Origin of the sequence: Miniphocaeibacter massiliensis (assembly GCF_900232905.1) — a bacterium.
Classification (GTDB): domain Bacteria; phylum Bacillota; class Clostridia; order Tissierellales; family Peptoniphilaceae; genus Miniphocaeibacter; species Miniphocaeibacter massiliensis.
Genome location: NZ_OCTQ01000001.1, coordinates 244,748 through 269,329 on the forward strand (window position 1 = coordinate 244,748; position 24,582 = coordinate 269,329).

Sequence of the window (24,582 nt, forward strand, 5' to 3'; positions counted from 1 at the left end):
TATAATTATTTGGGGGTAATTATGATTATAGGTTTTCATATGTCAACAAGTAAGGGGTTTGATAAAACCATACTCGAGGCTAAAAAATACAAAGCAAATACTTTTCAGTTTTTTCCTAGAAATCCTAGAGGATCAAAAGCTAGAATATTAAAAGATAGTGAAATTGATTCTTTTAAGCAGATTGCGAAAGAAAATAATTTCAACAGCATAGTTTGCCATGGTGCATATACTATGAATCTTTCATCAGATAAAGAAGATATTAGAGAAAAGAGTACACTTTTATTAAGAGAAGATTTTGATAGAATTAACAAACTAGGAATTAATTTATATGTTTTTCATCCTGGATCACATGTAGGTCAAGGCGAAGGAAAAGGATTAGATTATATAATAAATTCTTTAAATAGTATTTTAAATAAAGATGATAAATTTAATTTATGTTTAGAGGGAATGTCCGGTAAAGGTTCTGAATTAGGAAAAAGTTTTGAACAATTAAAATTCATTATTGAAAATGTAGATTATAAAAATATGGGAGTTTGTCTAGATACTTGCCATTTATATAGTGCAGGATACGATATAAAGAACAAATTAGATTCTGTATTAGAAGAGTTTGATAAACTAATAGGGATTAATAAATTAAAAATATTACATCTTAATGATAGTAAAACAGAGTTTAATTCAAATAAAGATAGACATGAACAAATAGGAAAAGGTAGTTTAGGAATAAAAACTTTTGAAAATATTGTTAATAACAGTATATTAAATAAACTACCTATGATATTGGAAACTCCTTGTACAAATGAAGAATATATGAAGGAGATAGAACTATTAAATAGTTTAAGGAAATAAAAATGACAAAACATTTAAAAATTATAGAAATAGAAAAAGTTTTAAATATACTAGAAAAAGATTATCCAGATGCTAAGGCAGAGTTGAATTTTACAACACCGTATGAGTTATTAATTGCCACAATATTATCTGCACAATGTACAGATGTAAGAGTAAATAAGACTACAGAAGTTTTATTTAAAGAGCATAATACACCTGAGAAAATGGTAAAATTAAATTCTAATGAATTAGGAAAAATAATAAAAGCTTGTGGCTTGTATAAAACTAAAAGTCAAAATATTTTGAATACTTCTAGGATACTAATAGAAGAATTTAACTCTCAAGTACCAGAAAAAATGGAAGAATTAATAGAACTTCCAGGTGTAGGGAGAAAAACAGCAAACGTAGTTCTATCTAATGCTTTTGGAATACCTGGTATAGCAGTAGATACTCATGTTTTCAGGGTGTCTAACAGAATAGGTATTGCAAATGCCAACGATGTTGAAAAGACTGAAAAGCAATTGCGAAGAAGAATAGAAAAAAATAGGTGGAGTAAGAGTCATCATCTATTAATATTTCATGGTAGAAGAGTTTGTAAAGCAAGGAATCCTATATGTGAAATATGTAATGTAAAAGAGTATTGTTATTATTATAAGAAATCAAATAAGTAGGTGTATAAATGTTTAATATTGTATTATTGGAACCAGAAAAGCCAGCTAACACTGGAAATATAGGAAGAACTTGTTTATTAACAAATTCAAAATTGCATTTAATAAGACCATTCAATTTTAAAATGGACGATAAAACTTTGAGAAGGACTGGGCTTGATTATTGGAAAGATGTAAATATAGAAATATATGATGATTATGAAGAATTTATTAGAAAAAATCATGATGTAAATGTATATTATGCAACTACAAAAACTAATAATAAATATTCTGATATCAAATTTAAAGATGGTGACTTTATAATGTTTGGAAAAGAATCAGCAGGTATTCCAGAAAAAATATTAGACACTAACAAGGATAATTGTATAAAAATACCAATGATACCAGAATTAAAAAGGTCATTAAATCTATCTAATTCAGTGAATATAATTTTATTTGAAGCGCTTAGACAAAATGATTTTTTTAATTTATCATAAAAGAACTATTTAGTATAGTTCTTTTTTTGTTTGATTTTTTCAAAAATGAGTATATAATTAATATAAGTTTGTAACTATTACAAATTAAAAATGTTTTTAACAGGAGGATATATAGATGTATGATAGTATAATTATAGGTGCGGGTCCAGCTGGATTATCTGCTGGTTTATATGCCGCTCGTGCAGGACTAAAAACTTTAATAATCGAAAAATCAAATCCGGGTGGACAAATTGCAAAGACAAATGAAGTTGCAAATTATCCAGGATCTATTAAAGATCCTTCAGGTCCTGAATTAATCAATAGGATGGTAGAACAAGCTAAAGAATTTGGCGCAGAAATAATTACTGATAATATAATTTCTGTAAATTTAGATGGTGATATTAAAAAGATAGAAAGTGATGAAAATGTATATGAAACAAGAACTGTCATAGTAGCAACTGGTGCAGAACCAAGGCTTCTTAATGCAACTGGAGAGAAAGAATATACTGGTAAGGGAGTATGTTATTGTGCAACATGTGATGCTCCATTTTTTAAAGATTTACAAGTTTATGTAATAGGCGGAGGAGATGCAGCTGTAGAAGAAGCTATTTATCTTACTAATTTTGCAAGAAAAGTTACTATAATTCACAGGAAAGATGAATTAAAAGCAGCTAAATCTATTCAAGAAAAAGCTTTTAAAAATGATAAGATAGACTTTATTTGGAATAATGAAGTGGTAGATTTCAAGGGTGAGGGTATTTTGAACGAAATAACAATAAAAAATACTCAAACAGGAGAAATTAAAGTTTTAAAGCCAGAAAATGACGATTTTGCATTTGGAGTTTTTGTTTTTGTAGGATATTCACCTCAAACAAAAATCTTTGAAAATAGCTTAAAATTAGAAAATAAATATATAGTAACAGATGAAGATATGAATACTAATATAGATGGTGTATATGCAGCAGGAGATGTTAGATTTAAAAAAATAAAACAAGTTGTTACAGCTACAAATGATGGTGCTATAGCAGCTATTTCTGCTGGAAAATACATTGAAGAAAAGTTTAATTAAAATAAAGGAGATATCTCCTTTATTTTTTATTGTGATATAATTTGTTTTGGGTGATAATATGAAAAATTCAATGGATATACAATTAAAACAAAAATTAGATATAAATATGACTTTGAATTTGCAGCAATCTATAAAATTATTAGAAATGAATTCTTTAGAACTAAAAGATTATATTTCTAAAACTATTATAGAGAACCCTTTAATAGAATTAAAAGAAAAAAATATTGAATTAAATATAGAAAAATATTTAGATAAAAATGTTAATTATAATAAAGGTTTTAATGGTGATTTTGAAAAGTTTTTTATTGAAGATAATAATGAGTCACTATATGAACATATAAATAAGCAACTAGGAATTTTATATATAGATAAAACTATAAAAAAAAATATACTCATTTTAGTTGATAATTTAGACTCAAATGGATATTTAGATACCAATTTAGAGCATATTTCAAAAATATATAATATTGACATTAAATCATTGAGAATAGCTTTAGATATTTTAAATAAATTAGATCCTGTAGGAATAGGTGGTAAAGATTTAATAGAGACTTTATTATTGCAAGTTGAAAATGATAATGTATTAAAAAAAATCATAATTAATCATATAGATGATATTTATAAAAAAAATTATAAAAAAATCATTAAAGAACTAGGGATAACTGAAAATTTATTAAAGATAAAAATAAATAAGTTGAAGAGTTTAAATCCAAGACCAGCATTACCTTATAATATGACCAATACTACAAATTTTATTATCCCAGATGCCAGAGTTGAGGTTAATGAAGATGTAGTAGAAATCATTATTAACGATGAACTTATACCTGATATAGTTTTAAGCAAGTTTTATGAAGATTATGTACAAAATAGAGATGAAGAAACTAAAAAATATGTAAAAAAGATGAAGAGGCAATTTGATTGGCTTAAAAACTCGCTATCCATTAGAAAGAATACTTTATATAAAGTTATAGATAAAATAGTAAAAGAGCAATACGATTTTTTTAGGTATGGTGAAAAATATTTACTACCTATAAAACAAAAAAATCTTGCAAATGATTTAAATGTTTCTGAGTCTACTGTAAGTAGAATAGTTAATAATAAGTACATAGAAACTAGCAAGGGAGTTTTACCTTTAAAATATTTCTTTTATTCAGGACCTTCAGATTTAGTTTCAGACAAAGTAATAATGAACTTAATTAAAGAATTTATAGAAAAAGAGAATAAGAAGAAACCATTAAGTGATAGCAAATTAAGCAATTTATTAGAAGAAAAGGGAATTAAAATTGCAAGAAGAACAGTTACCAAGTATAGAGAAAAGCTACAAATTGAAAATTCAACTAGGAGAAAAGAATTTTCCTAGTTTTTTATTGCTTTTTCATATTAAATGTAGTAGAATTTAAATGTAAACAATAATGTCCCACGAGGGACGAAAGAGTGATATCATGGATGAAAAAATTTTAGATATTCTATATCCAGATTATAAAGAAAAGTTTGTTCAAAGGTACAATATTTTAAATCAAATTAATTTGAATAAAAATATTGGAAGAAGAAAGTTGTCTTCACTTTTAAATTATAATGAAAGATTAGTCAGAAATGAAACTGAAAAACTTTTTCAATTAGATTTAATAAGTATTGAACAAGTGGGTATGAATATCACAGACAAGGGTATAGATGCTTTAGAAGGTGCTTATGATTTAGTTTATTCTTTAAACAGCTATAATGAACTTGCAAATAAAGTAAAACACGCTTTAGGATTGACTAAAGTTATTGTAAGTAAGGGAAGCATCCGTGAAGAATCTGGTAAAATGGAAAATGCTAAAATTGCCAGTAATTATATACTTAATTCAATAAATAATAATTCTATTTTAGGTATTACTGGTGGCTCTACTGTAGGATTGGCAATTAATTCAATTAAGACAAAAAAAAGCTATCCAAACCTTACAATAGTACCTGTAAGAGGTAGTTTAGTAGGTTCAGTAACCAATCAGGCAAATATTTTAGCGGTTAAATTAGCTGAAAAGTTAAATTCAAAGTATTCTAATTTTTACTTACCAGATGATTTTGATTTAGACAATTTAAAAGATTTATCAAAACTTCCAGAGGTTGAGAATACTCTAGATTTAATTAATAACTTAGATATGTTGATTTTTGGAATAGGCGATGCTAATAAAATGGCAAGTAGAAGAAAATTATCAGATGAATATAAAAATATAATAAAAGAAAGTGGAGCAGTTGCAGAAGCTTTTGGTAATTATTTTGATATTCGGGGTAATATAGTATTGAAGTCTAAATCAATAGGAATTACTTTAGAACAATTTAGAAATGTTAAAGACGTTATTGCTATAGCTGGCGATGACGACAAAGAAAAGGCAATTATTGCTATTTCAGAAGTAAGGAAAGATATGACTCTTATCATTACTGAAGAATGTGCAAAAAAAATAATTAAATTAAAAGATAGCGATATCTAATATTTAAGGAGGAATTTAATGAAAGTTGCAGTAAATGGTTTTGGAAGAATAGGAAGAGATGTTGTAAGACAAATTTTTGAAAGAGAAGAAAAAGATTTAGAGTTAGTTGCTATTAACTTTAGTGCTCCTATAGATACAATGGCGCATTTATTCAAATATGATTCATTATATGGAAAATTTAATGGAACAATTGAAACTACTGAAGATTCTTTTATAATAAATGGAAATACAGTAAAAATAACAAATGATAGAGATCCTGCTAATTTACCTTGGAAAGAATTAGGAGTAGAATTAGTTATAGATTCAACAGGTGCTTTTAAAGATGAGGCTGGTTTAGGTAAACATATAGAAGCTGGTGCTAAAAAGGTTATATTAACAGCTCCTGGTTCAGGTATAAAAACAATAGTTATGGGTGTAAATGATGATTCATATGATCCAGAAAATGACAATATTATTTCTAATGCTTCTTGTACTACTAACTGTTTAGCACCTTTAGCTAAAGTTATAGATGATAATTTTGGAATAAAAAGAGGATTAATGACAACTATTCATGCTTACACAGGTGATCAAAACCTTCATGACAATAAACACAAAGATATAAGAAGAGCTAGAGCTGCTGCACTAAGTATGGTACCTACTACTACGGGTGCTGCAAAAGCTGTTGCATTAGTATTACCTCAACTTGAAGGAAAGTTAAATGGTTATGCTGTTAGGGTACCAACCCCAACTGTTTCTTTAACAGATGTTACTTTTGAAATAGAAAAAAATGCAACTAAAGAAGAAATAAATGAAGCTGTTAAAAAAGCTGCAAATAATGAATTAAATGGTATATTAGGATATTCAGATGAAAAGTTAGTTTCAATTGATTTCCAAGGAGATCCTAGATCATCAATATTTGACGCAGATTTAACAACAGTTATAGATGATAACTTCATTAAAGTTGTTTCATGGTATGATAATGAGTGGGGATACTCAAATAGAGTTGTAGATTTAGCTAAATTAGTAGCTACAAAATAGTTATGAAAATAAATAAGCCCAGTCTTTGACTGGGCTTATTTAAAGATTAAGAAGAGGTGAAGTCCATGTTAAATAAAAAATCAATTAAGGATTTAGATGTTAATGGCAAGAAAGTATTAGTAAGAGTTGATTTTAATGTTCCAATGTCAAAAACAGAAGCTGGAGTTATTACTGATGATGCAAGAATAGTTGCAGCATTACCAACAATACAATATTTAATAGATAATAACGCAAAGATAATTTTGATGTCTCATTTAGGAAGACCAAAAGGTGAGCCTAAAAAAGAATTTTCTTTAGAGACTGTTGCTAAAAGATTATCTAAATTGTTAGGCAAAGATGTTAAGTTTTTAAATTCTGACATAGTAGTTGATGAGAATGTTAGAAAGGATGTTAACGAATTAAACAATCGAGATGTAGCACTTTTACAAAATACTAGATATAGAAAAGAAGAAACTAAAAATGGTGAAGAATTTGCAAAAGAGTTAGCTAGTTTAGGAGATGTTTATGTGAACGATGCTTTTGGAACTTCACATAGAGCTCACGCTTCAAATGTAGGAGTATCATCATTATTGCCATCTGCGGTAGGCTTTTTAGTTGAAAAAGAACTAGACATAATGGGAAAAGCTTTAGAAAATCCTGCTAGACCTTTTGTTGCCATATTAGGGGGAGCTAAAGTAAGTGATAAAATAGGTGTTATTGAAAATCTTTTAAATAAAGTTGATTCTATCATTATTGGTGGAGGAATGGCATTCACTTTTCTAAAAGCCGAAGGAAAAGAAGTTGGAAAGTCTTTGTTAGAAGAAGATAAGATAAGTTTAGCTAAAGATCTGATGAATAAAGCGACAGAAAAAGGGGTTAAATTATTTTTGCCTAAAGATGTAGTTATAGCAAAAGAAATGACTAATGAGGCTAAATCGGAAATAGTTTCTGTTGATAATTTTCCTGCTGACTATGCCGGATTTGATATTGGTTCAAAAACAATAGAAGAGTTTGATGAAGAAATAAAAAAAGCTAAAACTGTAGTTTGGAATGGACCGATGGGAGTTTTTGAAATAGAACAGTTTAGTAAAGGTACTTTCGCTGTAGCTAAAGCTTTAGCTGATTCAGATGCTGTAACAATAATAGGTGGAGGAGATTCGGCTTCTGCTATAGAAAAAGCAGGATATAAAGATAAAGTAACACATGTATCTACAGGTGGTGGAGCTTCTCTTGAATTTTTAGAAGGAAAAGAATTACCAGGTGTAGCAGCAATTAGTGATAAATAGGAGAATATATGCGTAAACCAATAATAGCTGGTAACTGGAAAATGAATAAAACAGTTACAGAAACTATAGCTTTGTTAAAAGAGATATCATCAAAAGATTTGTCAAAAAATGTTGAGAAAGTTGTAATTGTACCATTTACTAGTGCTTATTCAGCAGTAAAAGAATTAAAAAACACTGATATTAAAGTTGGATGTCAAAATATGTATTTTGAAGAATCAGGAGCATATACAGGAGAAATTTCTCCACTGATGCTTAATGATTTAGGAATTGATTATGTTATTATAGGGCATTCAGAAAGAAGAGAAATATTTAAGGAAAGTGATTCTTTAATTAATAAGAAAGTATTATCTGCCATAGAACATAGTATAAATCCAATTCTTTGTTGTGGAGAAACTCTTGAAGAAAGAGAAAATAACAGACAAGAAGATAAAGTAAAGAGCCAATTAATCGAAGATTTAAAAAATATTTCTAAAGATGATATTGAGAAAGTTGTAATAGCTTATGAACCAATTTGGGCTATTGGAACAGGTAAAACAGCTTCTAGTGATGATGCTGAAGAAATGTGTAAATTTATAAGAGATTTACTTGTTGAATTATATGATTCTAAGTCAGCTTCAAAAGTTAGAATTCAATATGGTGGATCTGTAAAACCTGAAAATGTATCAGAGATAATGTCAAAAGATAACATTGACGGAGCTTTAGTTGGCGGAGCTAGTTTAAAAGCTGATAGCTATGCTAGTTTAATAAATTTTTAAGTTAGAAGGTTATTTATGAAGAAAGTTATGTTAATGATTCTTGATGGATGGGGACTAGGGAAAGATTACAATGGTAATGCTATTAGTTTAGCTAATACTCCAAATTTTGATAAATTAATTCAAAATTATCCTAATACAACTTTAGATGCTAGTGGACTTGCAGTAGGACTTCCTGAAGGACAAATGGGAAATTCTGAAGTGGGACATCTAAACATTGGTGCTGGAAAAGTAGTCTATCAAGATTTAACAAAAATAACAAAAGCAATAGAAGATAAAGATTTTTTTAAAAATATAGAATTATTAAATGCAATAAATCATGCTAAAGAGAATAATAGTAAGTTACACTTAATGGGTTTGGTTTCACATGGTGGTGTCCATAGCCATATGAAACATTTATTTGCAATTTTGCAACTTTGTAAAATGCAAAATTTCAACAATGTTTTTATACATGCTTTTCTAGATGGAAGAGATGTTTCGCCTACAGCTGGCAAATCTGACATTCAAGAATTAATAGACGAAATGAATAACATTGGTGTTGGAAAACTAGCTACAATAAGTGGCCGTTATTATGCTATGGATAGAGATAAAAGATGGGATAGAATAGAAAAAGCATATAATGCAATAACTATTGGGGAAGGTTTATATACTAAAGATCCAGTTTCTATGCTAAAAGAATCATATGCAAAAAATATAACTGATGAGTTTATTATTCCAACTGTTATTGTAGAAGAAAATAACTCAGAAGGAATTTTGGATAGTAATGATTCAGTAATATTCTTTAACTTTAGACCGGATAGAGCTAGAGAAATGACTAGAGCTATTATAGATAAAAAATTTGATGGTTTTAAAAGAAAAAAAGAATTATCAAATTTATATTATGTATGTATGACACAATATGATGCAACTATTGCTAATGTGTGTGTTGCATATCCACCAGAGACTCACAAAAACACATTGGGTGAAATAATATCTAAAAATAATTTGAAACAATTGAGAATTGCTGAAACTGAGAAATATGCACATGTTACGTTTTTCTTTAATGGCGGTGAAGAGAAAGCCAATATAGGTGAAGATAGAAAATTAATATCTTCTCCTAAAGTTGCTACTTATGATTTACAACCTGAAATGAGTGCGTTAGAAGTTACAGATAATGTTGTGGATGCTATTAAAAATGACAAATATGATTTAATTGTACTAAATTATGCAAATACTGATATGGTTGGTCATACAGGAGTAGTTGAAGCAGCTATCAAAGCTGTTGAAACTGTAGATAGTTGTATTGAGAGAGTATTAAAAGCAGTAGAAGAAAAAGATATAGTATTATTTATTACTGCTGATCACGGAAATAGTGAATATTTAATAGATGAGAACACTAAAGAAGCTTTTACAGCTCATACTACTAACAAAGTACCATTTATAGAATTTCCTAATAAAGATATTAAATTAAAAAATGGGAAATTATCAGATATTGCACCAACAATTTTAGACGTTTTAAATATAGAAAAACCTGAAGAAATGACAGGAAATTCATTAATAGAAAATTAATAGGAGGAAATATGAGTACAATAATTGACGTATATGCTAGAGAGGTATTAGACTCTAGAGGAAATCCTACAGTAGAAGTAGAAGTAACAACAGATAATGGAATAGTAGGGTTAGCGATGGTTCCATCTGGAGCATCTACAGGAGTTCATGAAGCTGTTGAATTAAGAGACGGAGACAAAGAAAGATATCTAGGTAAGGGTGTATTAAAAGCTGTTGAAAATGTAAATGAAGTAATAGCAGAAGAATTAATTGGCTGGTCTATATTTGATCAAATTGGAATAGATAATGCCATGATAGATTTAGATGGCACTCCAAATAAAGGTAAATTAGGTGCTAATGCAATATTAGGTGTTTCTATGGCTGTTGCAAAAGCTGCATCAAATGAATTAGGTTTACAGTTATATGAATATATAGGTGGAGTAAATAGTAAAACTTTACCAGTTCCTATGATGAATATCCTTAATGGTGGCGAACATGCTGATAATAATGTAGATATTCAAGAATTTATGGTTATGCCTGTAGGAGCTCCTAGCTTCAAAGAAGGTTTAAGAATGGGAACTGAAGTTTTCCATAGTTTAAAGTCTGTTTTAAAGAGCAAGGGATTAAATACTGCTGTAGGTGATGAAGGAGGATTCGCTCCTAATCTAAGTTCAAATGAGGAAGCTTTAGAAACTATTGTTGAAGCTATTAAAAAAGCTGGATATGAGCCAGGAAAAGATATTTTACTAGCTCTAGATGTTGCATCTTCAGAGATGTTTGTTGATGGTAAATACAACTTTAAAGGTGAGGGAGTTGTAAGAACAACTGATGAGCTAATAGATTACTATGAAGATTTAGTTGGAAAATATCCAATAATTTCTATTGAAGATGGTTTAGCTGAAGATGATTGGGCTGGCTGGAAAAAACTAACTGATAGATTAGGTAAAAAAATTCAACTAGTAGGAGATGATTTATTCGTTACTAATGTTGAAAGACTTGAAAAAGGTATTGATTTAGGAATTGCAAATTCAATATTAATTAAATTAAATCAAATAGGTACAATAACTGAAACTTTAGATGCAATTGAACTTGCTAAAAGAAATGGATACACAGCTGTTATTTCTCATAGATCAGGAGAAACAGAAGACACGACTATAGCAGATCTAGCTGTTGCAACAAATGCAGGTCAAATAAAGACCGGTTCTGCTTCAAGAACAGATAGAATTGCAAAATATAATCAATTATTGAGAATTGAAGACTTCTTAGAAGATAATTCTAAATATGATGGAATTAAAACATTCTATAATTTAAAAAATAAATAACAAATAAAAAACACTCATTTATGGGTGTTTTTTATTTGTTTAAAAGATTTAACATTTTATATTATTATTTCCAACTTTGCAGTTCAATATAATTTCCTTCTAGATCTGTTGCATAAGCAAATACACCAATACCCATATCGCCATAATCTTTTTCTACAATTTCTCCTAATAATGCTCCACCTTCATTGAGTATTAAGTTGGCAGTTGTTTCTACATCATCAACTTGAAAAGCTATATGTGAAAATCCAAAACTGTTAATATGCTTTTCTGTTTGAATAGGAAAAGAATAAGAAAAGATTTCTAGAGTAGGAGATTCTCCACGATATCCAGGTAATGATAAATGTTCACCAGTAATGGTAATATTTTCAAGGCCTGTTAACTGTTTTAGCCATTCCCCTGAGAGATTTCTTCTATTTCCTAGAGGTTTACAGTTAAAAACTTTTTGGTAAAATTTTGATAAAGCTTTCCAATCTTTTGCAATTAAATTTGTATGAACATATTTCATAATATATCTCCTATTCTAAGTTAATTGTATTAAAATATTAAGTAATAATTTTTTGCATTTTAAGAATAATTAACATGTGTTTTTAATTCATTTAATTTTCTATAAAAAACTTCAAAATTTTCTTTATCGATTTCTCCTCTATAAACTAAACTACTTCCAGTTCCGATAATAGGAACTTTTAAATTTTCAAAGAATTTTTTTAAATCTACTTTACTATTTTTAGATAGAAAGATTATTTTATTTGAATATTTTTTATAAATAGTATAATTATCTTTTATTATATACCTAGAAATATCATATAAATTTAGGTCATCTGTTATTTCTATAATATTGTCATTAGACAAGTTAACAACTTTAGCTAGACTTTCAATCAATCGCCCTTCAAAAATATTTTTTTCATTGGTAACTATATCTAATTTTTGCAGATTATCATTAATAAATTCATTGAAGTAATCTATAGAAATATTATTTTTATGAGCAATTATGTTTGCATCAGCATAAATATCCTTAATATAATTGAGTGCTTTAGTTCCAGTATTAAAATAAATTCTAGTGAAATTATCTATATTTATAATATTTATTAATAATACAAACTTTAATTCTGCTGTATTTGATATAAACGGATAATTATGCTTAGTTTTTTTTAGATTTGAAATAAAAATGTTTGAATATTCGTGTTTTTTGTTTTTCGATATTTCTATTTTATTGAATATATCTAAAGACGAGTCCACGATATTATTTGCTAAATTAAAAACATTATCTAATTTTAATTTAAATTCTGATAAATTTTTTTGTAAAGGAATATCAATATAATTTTCAAGTAAATTTGAATTTGTTATTTTAATGGAGTATAAAGTTTCCAAATAAGAAGATAATATATATGTAGCGGTATTTTTTTGCATAAATTCATATCTATTATTCCAATCTATCTTCATTTTTAATTTACTAGCTTCAGGATTGTTTTCAATAACATGATAAATTTCATTGTTTTTAGTATAAACATCTAAAACTTTTATTCCATTAATAGTTCCGAAATCGTTATACTCACAATCTCTATTTCGAGGAATAAAAATTGTTTTATCACACAAAATATGTGGTTTACCATCTATTAATTTTCTACTTACAATATTCGAATTAAATTCCTTCAAATATGGGTATTTCAAATATATTTTTTTCATTTTATCACCATATTTATATTAACATAATAAGAATAATTAATAAAATTATAAGTATTTGATATAATAAAAGAATCATTGAAAAAGGAATAGTATATGAAAAAATATCCAATAATTTATATAGCTTTATTCATATTACTTGGAATTACACTTAATACTTATTTTAAAATGGATACAGTCTTAGTAGTTATTGTATCTTTTTTTGCTGTATATTTATTTTTTATGAAAAATACTAATTTAAATATTATAGGTATAGCTATATTTTTGCTTGTAATATCTATAATTAATTTTAAAATATGCATTGATAAAATTGATTATAATAAAGACAATAAAGTATATACTGTTACAGCGGATGTTAAAGATATAAATAAAAAGAATGAAAAATTTACAGTATTTTTAACTAATGTAGAACTGGATAAAAAAATATCTGAAGATATGGTTTTATATTTAAACGATAAGTCTATAGATTTAAAAATAGGGGATAAAATAAGTTTTGAAGATAAAATATATGTTCCCAGAGGGAATCAAAATCCTGGAGAATTAAATTATTTTAATTACCTGTTGTCAAAAAAAACATACTATTATTCTTATTCAGACAATATTAAAGTAGATGGGTTATCAGAAGATGTATTATTGAAAAGTAGAAGAACTTTCTATGATTTTGTAGAAAATTCATTGATTGATTTTGATAAAGATATTAAACATACAATTTTTTCTGTTATAACAGGGAATAGTATAATGGAAGAAAACCAAACGGATATTTATAGAAATTTAGGGATTTTACATATACTTTCTATAAGTGGATTTCACATAGTACTATTGAAAATATTTATAGACTTAATTCTATCAATATTTAATATAAATAAAAAAATAAAGCTAACCATTTCAATCTTTTTAATTTTTATTTATTGTTTATTAATAGGATTTCCAAATTCAGCAATTAGAGCTTTTATTTTTATAGTAGTAGACTTTATTGCTTTCATTTTAAAAAAACCTAAGATGCCTATAAAAACTTTATCTTTTGCCTGTATAATAATTTTGATGATGCTTCCAATGAGTATTTATGATTTGGGGTTTCAATTTTCATTTTTAGCTACTTTAAGCATAATTACTATTTATCCAATAATAAAAAATAAAAACAAGAAAGATAGTTCAATAATAAATATATTTTATTTAACCCTTTCCATTAATTTATTGATATGTCCATTACAATTGTTTTATTTTGGAGAATTGCCTTTAGGAACATTTGTAGGAAATATATTTGTAATTCCTTTATTGACAATAATTATTACTTTAGGTTTTTTATACTTAATAGTTAGTAATATATATATATTTAATTTTATTGTGTTAAACATTATAGGTTTTTTGTTTTTTATAGAAGATAATATTTTAATAGGATTAAATAGTATCTTTAGTAAATTAACAATTGATAATAAAATAAATTTTTCAGATTTAATTTTATTGTATATTATTATCGCTATTTCAATATTTTTTATTAAAAATATTATTTTATTAAAAAACAACATCAATATTTTAAATAATATGTTTTTTAAGTTAGTACCTAGTTATTTAGTATTTTGCATTTTATATTTAGGTATTACTAATCCGATAACTTTTAATATGATAAATATAGGACAAGGAGATAGTTTCTTATTATCAACAGAAAATCACAATATTTTATTTGATACAGGTGGAAAAATTTTTGGAGAAAGTAACTCAGATAGAATCCTAAACTTACTTAAATATAAAAAAGTAAAAAAATTAGATTCTATTTTTATTTCTCATTTTGATGAAGATCATTCAGGTAATTTAAAAGATATTTTAAATTATTATAAAAATGCAAAAGTATATGGAGCGAATGAAGGTAAAAGTATTTTAGAAGAAAAATATAAAATAGATAGCAATTATAAAGAATTAAATAAAAATGACATATTTACTTATGATAATGCTAAAATAAAAGTTATTGGTATGGGAAATGGATTAAACAACAAAAATGAAGATTCTGTTATTTTGAAATTATTTGTTGAAAATAGTTCAATATTATTAACTGGTGATATTGAAAAAAACAAGGAATTATCTATACTAAACAAAGATATTAAGTCTGATATAATAAAAGTTCCTCATCATGGCTCAAAAACCAGCTCTAATATTAAATTTATAGAAAAAGTAAATCCTAAGTTAGCATTAATATCTGTAGGATTAAATAATAAATATAATCATCCAAGTGATGAAGTTGTGAATTTATATAAGGACATGAATATAATTTTAAAAAGAACTGATTTTGATGGATTTGTGACTATTAATTTTAATAAAAACAACTTTAATATTTATGACAATTCAAACTATTTGAGAAGTTTTATAGATAATCCAAGGGTTGTACTAACTTTTATATATTCTATTCTTATAATTTGCTTTATTAAAATATACTTAAGAAATGAAAGGAAGATATATTGAATAACATATTTCTGTTTTATGGTGAAGAAAAATACATTATTAATGAATTAAATGAAAGTTTGATTAATGAAAAACTAAATATTAATTACATAGATTTTAATTTAATAAAAATAGATTCTAGTAAATTTTCATTTAATCTTATAAATCAAAATTTAGAAACTTTGCCTTTTTTTGATGAAAGTAAGATTGTAATTGTTGATAATTTAGATTTAACAAAAAATAGTATATCATCAAAAAACAATGAATTTGAACTATTAACTAAATATTTAGATAATATACCAACTTCAAGCATATTAATTATAAATTCATATAATGAAAAAGTATTTAAAGGGAAACTATATAAAAAAATCGAAAAGGTAGGTGAGATAAAAAACATAAAGAAACTTAACTCACAGGAGTTATTTAATTATATATATAACAAATTAGTAGAAAACAAAGTAATAGCTTCAAAAAAAGTTATTAATTATATTATAGATAAATCAGCTTACTTAAATAAAGATTTAAATAAAAATCTATTCGATTTAAATAATGAATTAGTAAAAATATATAAAAATAAAAAAAACAGTGAAGTTTTGGCGGAAGATATTGATGAATTATTTACTAATTCATTTGAAACTAATATATTTAAATTAACAGATGCTATTTCTGGAAAAAAATCTTCAGAGGCTATGAGAATATATTTTGAATTAATAAATAATTCATCTGATCCTTTTCAAATTTTTTATATGGTACTAAGAACATTGAGAAATATCTTAATTGTTAAAGAATGTGAAAGATTAAATATAAAAGCATCTACTGCTAGTAAAAAATACTCTATATCTACTTATGAAATAAATAAAATTAAATCAAAGTTAAAGTATTGGAAATACAATGAGATAAAGAGAGCTTTTCATTTATCATATGAAACAGAAGTTGAATTAAAATCGTCATCAATAAAGCCAGAACTAACAATAGAAAAGTATATATTAAATACATTAAAATAAAAAAGATAATGTATTGGATCCTCATACATTATCTTATCTTTTTTATTTGCTTGAATTCAATTTTTTGCTTAATCTACTTAATTGTCTAGAAGCTGCATTTTTGTGTATTACATTCTTAGAAGAAGCTTTCTTAAGTTTTTTGTCTATTAACTTTAATAATTCTCTGGCGTCTTCGAATTTCTCAGCTGAAACAGCACTTTCAAATTTTTTTATATAAGTTTTAATTTCTGATTTTCTAGCTTTATTCTCTAAAGTTTGTCTTTTTGTTGTATCAATTCTTTTTATTGCTGATTTAATATTTGCCATTATTTCACCTCCTAAACGTAACGTTAATATTATATAATAGTGACTAGTAAAAATCAAGAGAAATAAATTATTTGGATATTAATAAATTCTATATTAACTTTCTTTATGATATAATTATTCGAGAGATTATTATGGAGTGATAAAATGAAAAAAAAGAAAAGTACTGGTCGCGAAATCTTTGAATGGATTGTAATGATATGTTCTGCAATAATATTAGCCTTAATAATAAAAACTTTTCTTTTGAGTTCTACATTAGTTAGTGGTGTAAGTATGGAGCCTACCTTAGAAACTAATGACAAGTTATTTGTAAACAAAGTTAGTTTTTTGGTGGACAATGTCGAAAGAGGAGATATTGTTGAATTTCATAACCCAAATAACGAAGGAGAAGATTTTATAAAGAGAGTTATTGGTATTGAAGGAGATATTGTTGAAATAAGAGATAACAAAGTTTATGTAAATGGCAATATGTTAAAAGAAGATTACACTAGTAGTAATGGTGAAACTATTTATTATAACGAAAATAGATGGGAAATAGGAAAGGGGAAAGTATTTGTATTGGGAGATAATCGACCAAGAAGCAACGATAGCAGATCATTTGGTCCTATATCAAAAAAATCCATAGTAGGAATAGCTTTTTTTAGATATTCTCCATTAAGTAAAATCGGGAAAATCTAGAGGAATTTTATGGATAATGAAGAAAAAAATTCTAAAAATTTAAATTCAATTAAAACTATTTTGGTAGTTTTAGTTTTGGTTATTTTAGTAAAATTATTTGTAATTGATTTTACACTTGTTGATGGAAAAAGTATGTACCCAACATTAAATCACAATGATAGATTATTAGTTAATAAATTATCTTTTTTTAAAAATGACTTAGAATATGGAGATATTATTATATTTGAAAGTCCAATTGAAGAAAATAAAAATTATATAAAAAGAGTTATTGGTAAAGAAGGAGACTCTATAGAAATAAAAGATAATAAAATTTATGTTAATGATAAAATCGTAAAAGAAGATTATACTAGCACAAATGGTTATACAAAATATAGTGATATATCCCAATGGAAAATAGAGAGTGGAGAAATATTTGTATTAGGAGATAATAGACCAGAAAGTAATGATAGTAGAACATTTGGACCTATATCTAGAGATTCAATTAAAGGTATAGCTTTTTTTAGGTTTTATCCTTTCAATAATATTGGTGGAATTTAGGAGATTATATGAATATAAAGAAGTCAAATATAAGAAATTTTTCAATAATAGCCCATATTGATCATGGAAAATCAACTTTGGCAGATAGGTTAATTGAAGAAACAGGTATGCTTACAAAACGTGAAATGGAAAGTCAAGTACTAGATAGTATGGACTTAGAGAGAGAGCGTGGAATAACAATAAAGTTAAAAGCTATAAAGTTATTTTACAAGGCTCTTGATGGAGAAAATTACATGTTAAATCTAATAGATACACCAGGACATGTAGACTTTAACTATGAAGTTTCAAGAAGTCTTGCTGCTTGTGAAGGAGCTGTTCTAATAGTAGATGCCACTCAAGGAGTGGAAGCTCAGACATTAGCAAATGTTTATTTAGCTATAGACCAAGATTTAGAAATACTTCCTGTTGTAAACAAGATAGATTTACCATCTGCAGACATAGAATTTGCAAAAAAAGAAATAGAGGAAATAATTGGACTTGACGCCTCAAATATACCTGCTATTTCTGCAAAAGAAGGTTTAAATATAGTTGATGTATTAGAAGATATTGTTAAAAATGTACCTTCACCAGAAGGAGAAGATTCTAATCCATTAAAAGCTCTTATTTTTGATTCATATTACGATAGTTATAAAGGTGTTGTATCATATATTAGGGTTTTTGAAGGAGTAATAAAGCCTGGAATGACGATACAGATGATGTCCACTGGAAAAAAATTTGAGGTCACAGAAGTTGGATATAGTGCACATGGCACAATTCAGGTAGATTCCATAAATGCTGGAGATGTAGGGTATGTTGTCGCAAGTATAAAAAATGTAAAAGATGCAAGGGTAGGAGATACTATAACTGATGCAAATAATCCAACACATGAGGCTTTGGCAGGATATAAAAAAGTAACTCCTATGGTTTATTGTGGTATATATCCAGCAGAGGGAGAGGAGTTTTCGGATGTTAGGGAAGCTTTGGAAAAATTACAAGTAAATGACGCATCATTAACTTTTGAACCTGAAACGTCAGTTGCGTTAGGTTTCGGTTTTAGATGCGGATTTTTAGGATTATTACATATGGAAATAATTCAAGAGCGTTTAGATAGAGAGTTTGACCTAAATGTTATTACAACAGCTCCGTCTGTAATTTATAAAGTAACTAAAAAATCAGGGGGAGTTTTAGAAATTCAAAATCCAAGCAATTTACCAGACCCTACTTTAATAGAATATATGGAAGAACCTATTGTTGATGCAAATATAATGACTCCTAAGGATTACGTAGGAGTTATTATGGAACTTTGTCAAAATAAGCGAGGAATCTTTATAAATATGGAGTACCTTGATGAAAAAAGGGTTAACATTAACTATACATTGCCATTAAATGAAGTTATCTATGACTTTTTTGATGCGTTAAAATCAAAAACAAGAGGATACGCTTCATTAGATTACGAATTAAAAGGATATGAAAAATCTGAATTAGTAAAATTAGACATTTTAATAAATGGTAATTTAGTAGATGCCTTTTCATTGATAGTTCACGAAGAAAAAGCATATGAAAGAGCTAGAGTAATTGTTGAAAGATTAAAAGATGAAATACCTAGACATCAGTTTGCTATACCAATTCAAGCTTCTATAGGTTCGAAAATAATTGCTAGAGAAACTGTAAAAGCTTTAAGGAAAGACGTTTTAGCAAAATGTTATGGTGGAGATATTTCAAGAAAAAGAAAATTACTAGAAAAACAAAAAGAAGGAAAGAAGAGAATGAGACAAATAGGTTCAGTAGAAGTTCCTCAACAAGCATTCTTATCTGTACTTAAATATGATGAAGATTAATCTCATAGCAATTGCTATGAGATTTTTTATGGAGAGAAAATGAAAGAAATAGGTTTATATATTCATATTCCGTTTTGTAAGAGCAAATGTTTATATTGTGATTTTACAACTATGCCTTATCAAGATAAAAGAATAGATGAATATTTTAAGTTATTACTAACTGAAATAGAAATGTATAAAAATAAATTGGAAGACTGTATTATAGATACTATATATATAGGTGGAGGGACTCCAAGTTATGTAGATTCAAAATATATAGTGGAGGTTAACAATATAATATGTAAATACTTTAATATATCTAAAGATTTAGAATATACTATTGAAATTAATCCAGGAACTATAAGCTATGATAAAATTAATGATTATAAAAGGATAGGAATTAACAGGACATCTATTGGAGTACAAAGTTTTAACGATGATTTATTAAAGTCTTTAGGAAGAAGTCATAATACTAATATTGTATTTAATGACCTGTCTATGCTTAGAAAAGCTGGTTTTAAAAATATTAGTTTTGATTTAATGATGGGACTTCCCAATCAAACTATTGATGATATATTTTATGATATAAAAAACATAAATATATTAAATCCTGAACATATTTCTTGGTATAGTTTGATAATTGAAGAAAATACCAGGTTTCATAAATTATGCAAAGAAGATAAACTTTCGCTTCCAGATGAGGAGAAAGATAGAGAAATTTACAGCGTTATAATATCTGAATTAGAAAAATTTAATTTAGTACAATATGAAATTTCAAATTTTTCAAAAAAAGGATATGAATCTAAACATAATCTAAAATATTGGAATGTTAAAGAATATTTGGGAATAGGAATAGGTGCATCAGGTTATCTTGAATGGCATAGATATACTAACGTTAACAAATATAATGAATATAAAAACTTAATTCACAAAGGAGAAAAGCCTTTATCAAATATTGAAAAATTAAATACAAAAGACAAAATATTTGAAAAAATAATTATGAACATGAGATTGACCAAAGGAGTTAATATTAATGAATTAAAAGAAACTTTCGGTTACGACATTATAAAGTTGAATAAAAACATTTTAGAAAATTATATGAAATTAGGTTTTATAGAAATTATTAACGGAAATATTTTATTTACACAAAGTGGGTTTAACATATCAAATAAATTTTTTGTTGATATTAATATATAAAGTGTTGACAAAAGAGGATAAAGGTATTATTATATTATTAGCACTAGAGGTAAGCGAGTGCTAATAATATAAAAAGTAGTGATTCTAATGACTAATAAAGAATTAGATATTCGAAAAAAAAACATATTATTTTCTATAATAGAGAATTATCTATCAACTTCTGAACCTGTAGGATCTAGAACTATTTCTAAAGATCCCAATATAGGTGTAAGTGCTGCAACAGTAAGAAATGAAATGAGTGATTTAGAAGAATTAGGACTTCTTAATAAATCTCATATTTCTTCTGGTAGAATACCTTCGGAAGGAGGATATAAATTATATGTTAATGAATTAATTGAAAATTTCAAAAAAGAAATTTCTAACAAGGAAAGTAACGCTATAAAAATAAAACAAAATGATATAAATATAAATGTGGAACAATTAATAGATACAGCTGCTGAAATTTTAGCTTCTATTACAAATTATACAGTTGTTTCTTCATTAGAAAGACCTAAAAACATTGGATTATATCATGTTGAAATATTAAGAATTAGTAAATTTGATTATGTTTTACTTTCAGTATTAAGAAATGGAGAAGTCAACAGCACTGTTTTCAACATTAATGAAGACATAACTGCAGAGGACTTAAAAAAAATAAACTTTCTTATTAATAGTTTGGTAAAAAAAATAGTTAATCTTGATGATATTGAAGAAAGTCTAAGTATAGCCATTAATAAATATAATAAATTTTTTAATGTATTTAATATTATTTTTAATATTTTAAAAGCTGAAATATTAAATTTTGGAAGTGTTAAATCTAATTATTACGGAGTAACTAATATATTTAATTTTCCAGAATACAACGATTTAGAAAAAGTAAAAGAATATTTCCAATTTATAGAAAAAAAAGAAAATATTATAAATCTTTTAAATAGAAAAATAGATGAGCATGTAAATGTTTATATAGGATCAGAAATAGAAATACCTACTTTGAAAAATAATAGCCTACTTTTAACGAATATATATTTAAATAATTATTATGTAGGAAAATTAGGAGTAATAGGTCCGTTGAGAATGGACTATAAAAATACTATTATCGCATTAAATAACATTTCTTGGAAAATAGTAAATATGATGGATTAATGAGGTGTAATGATGGCAAAAGAGAAAGATAATGTTGTGAATGACGATGAAATCATAAATGAAGAAGTTTTAAACTCAGATAATATCGACGAAGAAGAAGGTGAAGATGTTCTTAAAGAAGATCTAGATGAGACTGAGCAATTAAAAAATTCTTTAGCTATACTTCAAGCTGATTTCATGAATTTTAAAAATAGAATTGAAAAAGAAAAATCTCAATCTATAGCACTAGCTAATGAGGGGTTAATATTAAAATTATTACCTATATTAGATGACTTAGAGAGAGGTTATGAACATAAACAAGAAAGTAATGAATTTACTGAAGGAATTAAAATTATAATCGATAATTTTAAAGAGGTTTTAAGTAGAGAAGGTTTGGAAGAAATTAAATCCAATAACATGCCATTTGATCATAATTTGCATCAAGCAATATTAATGGAACCAAGTGATGAATATGATTCAGGAACTATAATGGAGACTTTTCAAAAAGGATACAAATTAAATAATAAAGTAATAAGACCTAGCATGGTAAAAGTAAGTGAATAATTAGGAGGAATAAATTATGGGAAAAATTATAGGAATTGATTTAGGAACAACAAACTCAGCAGTAGCTGTTATGGAAGGTGGTACTTCTACAATAATACCTAACGCTGAAGGAAATAGAACAACACCATCTGTTGTAGCATTTACTAAAGATGGAGAAAGACTAGTAGGAGAAACTGCTAAAAGACAAGCTATCACAAATCCAAGTAGAACAATAGCTTCTATAAAAACACATATGGGTTCAGATTATAAAGTTGATATAGATGGAAAAAAATATTCTCCAGAAGAAATATCTGCTATGATTTTACAAAAATTAAAATCAGATGCTGAAAGTTATTTGGGAGAAACTATTACAGAAGCAGTTATTACTGTTCCAGCATACTTTACAGATAGTCAAAGACAGGCAACAAAAGATGCAGGAAAAATTGCAGGATTAGATGTAAAAAGAATTATAAATGAACCAACTGCGGCAGCTTTAGCTTATGGTTTAGACAAAGATCATGACCAACACAAAATTATGGTATACGACCTTGGCGGAGGTACATTCGACGTATCCATACTAGAAGTTGGAGATGGAGTATTTGAAGTATTAGCTACTAGAGGAAATAACAAACTTGGTGGAGATGACTTTGATAATAAAATCATAGATTATTTAGCTGAAGAGTTTAAAAAAGAAAATGGATTGGATTTAAGACAAGATCCTACTTCACTACAAAGATTAAAAGATGCAGCTGAAAAAGCTAAGAAAGAACTTTCAACAACATTGAGTACAAATATAAACTTACCATTTATTACAGCTATCAATGGAGTTCCAGCTCATTTAAATATAGATTTAAAAAGATCAAAATTTGATGAATTAACTGAAGATTTAGTTCAAAAAACTACGGTTCCAGTAAGAGAAGCGTTAAAAGATGCTGGACTTTCACCAAGTGAAATTCAATCAGTATTATTAGTAGGTGGTTCTACTAGAATACCTTCAGTTCAAGAATCTGTTAAGCAATTGATAGGTAAAGAACCTCAAAAAGATATAAATCCAGACGAATGTGTTGCTATGGGAGCTGCAATTCAAGGTGGAGTTTTAAGTGGTGAAGTTAAGGATTTATTATTGCTTGATGTTACTCCGTTATCTCTAGGAATTGAAACTTTAGGAGGAGTAACTACTAAACTTATAGAAAGAAATACTACAATACCTACTAAAAAGAGCCAAGTATTCACAACAGCTGCTGATGGTCAAACAAATGTAGAAATAGTTGTATTACAAGGTGAAAGAGAGATGGCTGCAGATAATACTTTACTTGGTAAATTTACGTTAGCAGATATACCTGCTGCACCTAGAGGAGTACCTCAAATAGAAGTATCTTTTGATATTGATGCTAATGGTATTGTAAATGTTACAGCTAAAGATTTAGGATCTGGAAAAGAACAAAAAATGACTATTACTTCTTCAACTAAAATGTCAGAAGATGAAATTAAACAAAAAGTTAATGAAGCTGAAAAACACGCCGAAGAAGATAAGAAGAGAAAAGAATTAATTGAAAATAAAAATAACGCAGAATCAGTTATTTATCAAACAGAAAAAACTATCAAAGATTTAGGGGATAAAGTTTCTGAAGATGAAAAAAATAATGTGACTTCTAAGATAGAAGCACTTAAAGCAGTAATAAATTCTGAAGACTCAGATGATATTAAAAACAAAACTGAAGAGTTAACTCAAGAATTATATAAAATGTCAGAAAAATTATATGGACAAAATACTGATCAATCCGCTGACACAAATGCCAACAAAGAAGAAGATGTGGTAGATGCTGATTATGAAGTAGTAGATGATGATGAAAATAAATAATTGATGTAACAAATTTAATAATAAAGGCTCATGAATTCATGAGCCTTTATTATTGTTTGAATATTATGAAATATCTAGTAA

At 26.7% G+C, this 24,582-nt stretch carries 23 protein-coding genes; 20 read left to right on the forward strand and 3 right to left on the reverse strand.

Translation table 11 applies throughout. The annotated features are described in order from the left end of the window. Nucleotides 1-21: 21 nt before the first annotated feature. From CS899_RS01275 to eno, 11 genes are all read left to right on the forward strand, one after another. Nucleotides 22-846, forward strand: a complete 825-nt coding sequence (locus tag CS899_RS01275) for a deoxyribonuclease IV (RefSeq protein WP_207204713.1) — start codon at nucleotides 22-24, stop codon at nucleotides 844-846. 2 nt (nucleotides 847-848) lie between these two features. Continuing rightward, nucleotides 849-1,496 (forward strand): endonuclease III, encoded by a 648-nt coding sequence (gene nth / locus CS899_RS01280; protein WP_099203153.1) that lies wholly within the window; start codon nucleotides 849-851, stop codon nucleotides 1,494-1,496. 8 nt (nucleotides 1,497-1,504) lie between these two features. Continuing rightward, on the forward strand, nucleotides 1,505-1,969 hold the full coding sequence (locus CS899_RS01285; RefSeq protein ID WP_099203154.1) for a tRNA (cytidine(34)-2'-O)-methyltransferase: 465 nt from the start codon (nucleotides 1,505-1,507) through the stop codon (nucleotides 1,967-1,969). Nucleotides 1,970-2,084: 115 nt separating this feature from the next. Next, nucleotides 2,085-3,017, forward strand: a complete 933-nt coding sequence (gene trxB, locus CS899_RS01290; RefSeq protein WP_099203155.1) for a thioredoxin-disulfide reductase — start codon at nucleotides 2,085-2,087, stop codon at nucleotides 3,015-3,017. A 58-nt stretch (nucleotides 3,018-3,075) separates the two neighbouring features. After that, on the forward strand, nucleotides 3,076-4,377 hold the full coding sequence (gene rpoN, locus CS899_RS01295; protein WP_099203156.1) for an RNA polymerase factor sigma-54: 1,302 nt from the start codon (nucleotides 3,076-3,078) through the stop codon (nucleotides 4,375-4,377). Nucleotides 4,378-4,459: 82 nt separating this feature from the next. Further along, on the forward strand, nucleotides 4,460-5,485 hold the full coding sequence (locus tag CS899_RS01300; RefSeq protein ID WP_164995811.1) for a sugar-binding transcriptional regulator: 1,026 nt from the start codon (nucleotides 4,460-4,462) through the stop codon (nucleotides 5,483-5,485). A gap of 18 nt (nucleotides 5,486-5,503) precedes the next feature. Continuing rightward, nucleotides 5,504-6,502, forward strand: a complete 999-nt coding sequence (gene gap, locus CS899_RS01305) for a type I glyceraldehyde-3-phosphate dehydrogenase (RefSeq protein ID WP_099203158.1) — start codon at nucleotides 5,504-5,506, stop codon at nucleotides 6,500-6,502. Nucleotides 6,503-6,567: 65 nt separating this feature from the next. After that, a complete protein-coding gene (locus tag CS899_RS01310; protein ID WP_099203159.1) occupies nucleotides 6,568-7,767 on the forward strand; it encodes a phosphoglycerate kinase in 1,200 nt (399 codons plus the stop codon). A gap of 8 nt (nucleotides 7,768-7,775) precedes the next feature. After that, nucleotides 7,776-8,522: a triose-phosphate isomerase gene (tpiA, locus tag CS899_RS01315; protein ID WP_099203160.1), complete on the forward strand. Its 747-nt coding sequence runs from the start codon at nucleotides 7,776-7,778 to the stop codon at nucleotides 8,520-8,522. Nucleotides 8,523-8,537: 15 nt separating this feature from the next. Next, nucleotides 8,538-10,067 carry a 2,3-bisphosphoglycerate-independent phosphoglycerate mutase gene (gpmI, locus tag CS899_RS01320; RefSeq protein WP_099203161.1) on the forward strand — a complete coding sequence of 510 codons (1,530 nt, stop codon included), beginning with the start codon at nucleotides 8,538-8,540 and terminating at the stop codon, nucleotides 10,065-10,067. Nucleotides 10,068-10,078: 11 nt separating this feature from the next. Next, nucleotides 10,079-11,368: a phosphopyruvate hydratase gene (gene eno, locus CS899_RS01325; protein ID WP_099203162.1), complete on the forward strand. Its 1,290-nt coding sequence runs from the start codon at nucleotides 10,079-10,081 to the stop codon at nucleotides 11,366-11,368. 64 nt (nucleotides 11,369-11,432) lie between these two features. On the opposite strand, the gene CS899_RS01330 is transcribed toward eno, so the two are convergent. Both CS899_RS01330 and CS899_RS01335 read right to left on the reverse strand, forming a co-directional pair. Continuing rightward, a complete protein-coding gene (locus CS899_RS01330; RefSeq protein WP_207204714.1) occupies nucleotides 11,433-11,873 on the reverse strand; it encodes a VOC family protein in 441 nt (146 codons plus the stop codon). Between the two features lie 59 nt (nucleotides 11,874-11,932). Beyond that, the gene (locus CS899_RS01335) at nucleotides 11,933-13,051 is read right to left on the reverse strand and encodes an alanyl-tRNA editing protein (RefSeq protein ID WP_099203164.1); all 1,119 of its coding nucleotides are present in this window, start codon (nucleotides 13,049-13,051) and stop codon (nucleotides 11,933-11,935) included. A 93-nt stretch (nucleotides 13,052-13,144) separates the two neighbouring features. Here CS899_RS01335 and CS899_RS01340 point away from each other — a divergent pair, with 93 nt between their 5' ends. Both CS899_RS01340 and holA read left to right on the forward strand, forming a co-directional pair. Further along, entirely contained in the window at nucleotides 13,145-15,502 is a 2,358-nt protein-coding gene (locus CS899_RS01340; RefSeq protein ID WP_099203165.1) for a DNA internalization-related competence protein ComEC/Rec2, read from the forward strand. Further along, the gene (holA, locus tag CS899_RS01345) at nucleotides 15,499-16,485 is read left to right on the forward strand and encodes a DNA polymerase III subunit delta (RefSeq protein WP_164995812.1); all 987 of its coding nucleotides are present in this window, start codon (nucleotides 15,499-15,501) and stop codon (nucleotides 16,483-16,485) included. Before CS899_RS01340 ends, holA begins: the two co-directional genes overlap by 4 nt. 42 nt (nucleotides 16,486-16,527) lie before the next feature. Here holA and rpsT read toward each other — a convergent pair whose 3' ends face one another. Then, entirely contained in the window at nucleotides 16,528-16,791 is a 264-nt protein-coding gene (gene rpsT, locus CS899_RS01350) for a 30S ribosomal protein S20 (RefSeq protein ID WP_099203167.1), read from the reverse strand. Nucleotides 16,792-16,935: 144 nt separating this feature from the next. Here rpsT and lepB (CS899_RS01355) point away from each other — a divergent pair, with 144 nt between their 5' ends. From lepB (CS899_RS01355) to dnaK, 7 genes are all read left to right on the forward strand, one after another. Continuing rightward, entirely contained in the window at nucleotides 16,936-17,466 is a 531-nt protein-coding gene (gene lepB, locus CS899_RS01355) for a signal peptidase I (protein WP_099203168.1), read from the forward strand. A gap of 9 nt (nucleotides 17,467-17,475) precedes the next feature. After that, a complete protein-coding gene (gene lepB / locus CS899_RS01360; protein WP_099203169.1) occupies nucleotides 17,476-18,003 on the forward strand; it encodes a signal peptidase I in 528 nt (175 codons plus the stop codon). An 8-nt stretch (nucleotides 18,004-18,011) separates the two neighbouring features. Then, nucleotides 18,012-19,820 carry a translation elongation factor 4 gene (gene lepA / locus CS899_RS01365; RefSeq protein WP_099203170.1) on the forward strand — a complete coding sequence of 603 codons (1,809 nt, stop codon included), beginning with the start codon at nucleotides 18,012-18,014 and terminating at the stop codon, nucleotides 19,818-19,820. A gap of 39 nt (nucleotides 19,821-19,859) precedes the next feature. Further along, a complete protein-coding gene (hemW, locus tag CS899_RS01370) occupies nucleotides 19,860-20,996 on the forward strand; it encodes a radical SAM family heme chaperone HemW (protein ID WP_099203171.1) in 1,137 nt (378 codons plus the stop codon). 87 nt (nucleotides 20,997-21,083) lie between these two features. After that, on the forward strand, nucleotides 21,084-22,118 hold the full coding sequence (gene hrcA, locus CS899_RS01375) for a heat-inducible transcriptional repressor HrcA (RefSeq protein ID WP_099203172.1): 1,035 nt from the start codon (nucleotides 21,084-21,086) through the stop codon (nucleotides 22,116-22,118). A 12-nt stretch (nucleotides 22,119-22,130) separates the two neighbouring features. Beyond that, nucleotides 22,131-22,661 (forward strand): nucleotide exchange factor GrpE, encoded by a 531-nt coding sequence (locus CS899_RS01380; RefSeq protein ID WP_242491846.1) that lies wholly within the window; start codon nucleotides 22,131-22,133, stop codon nucleotides 22,659-22,661. Between the two features lie 16 nt (nucleotides 22,662-22,677). Continuing rightward, nucleotides 22,678-24,501, forward strand: a complete 1,824-nt coding sequence (gene dnaK, locus CS899_RS01385; protein ID WP_099203174.1) for a molecular chaperone DnaK — start codon at nucleotides 22,678-22,680, stop codon at nucleotides 24,499-24,501. The last annotated feature ends 81 nt before the right edge of the window (nucleotides 24,502-24,582 follow it).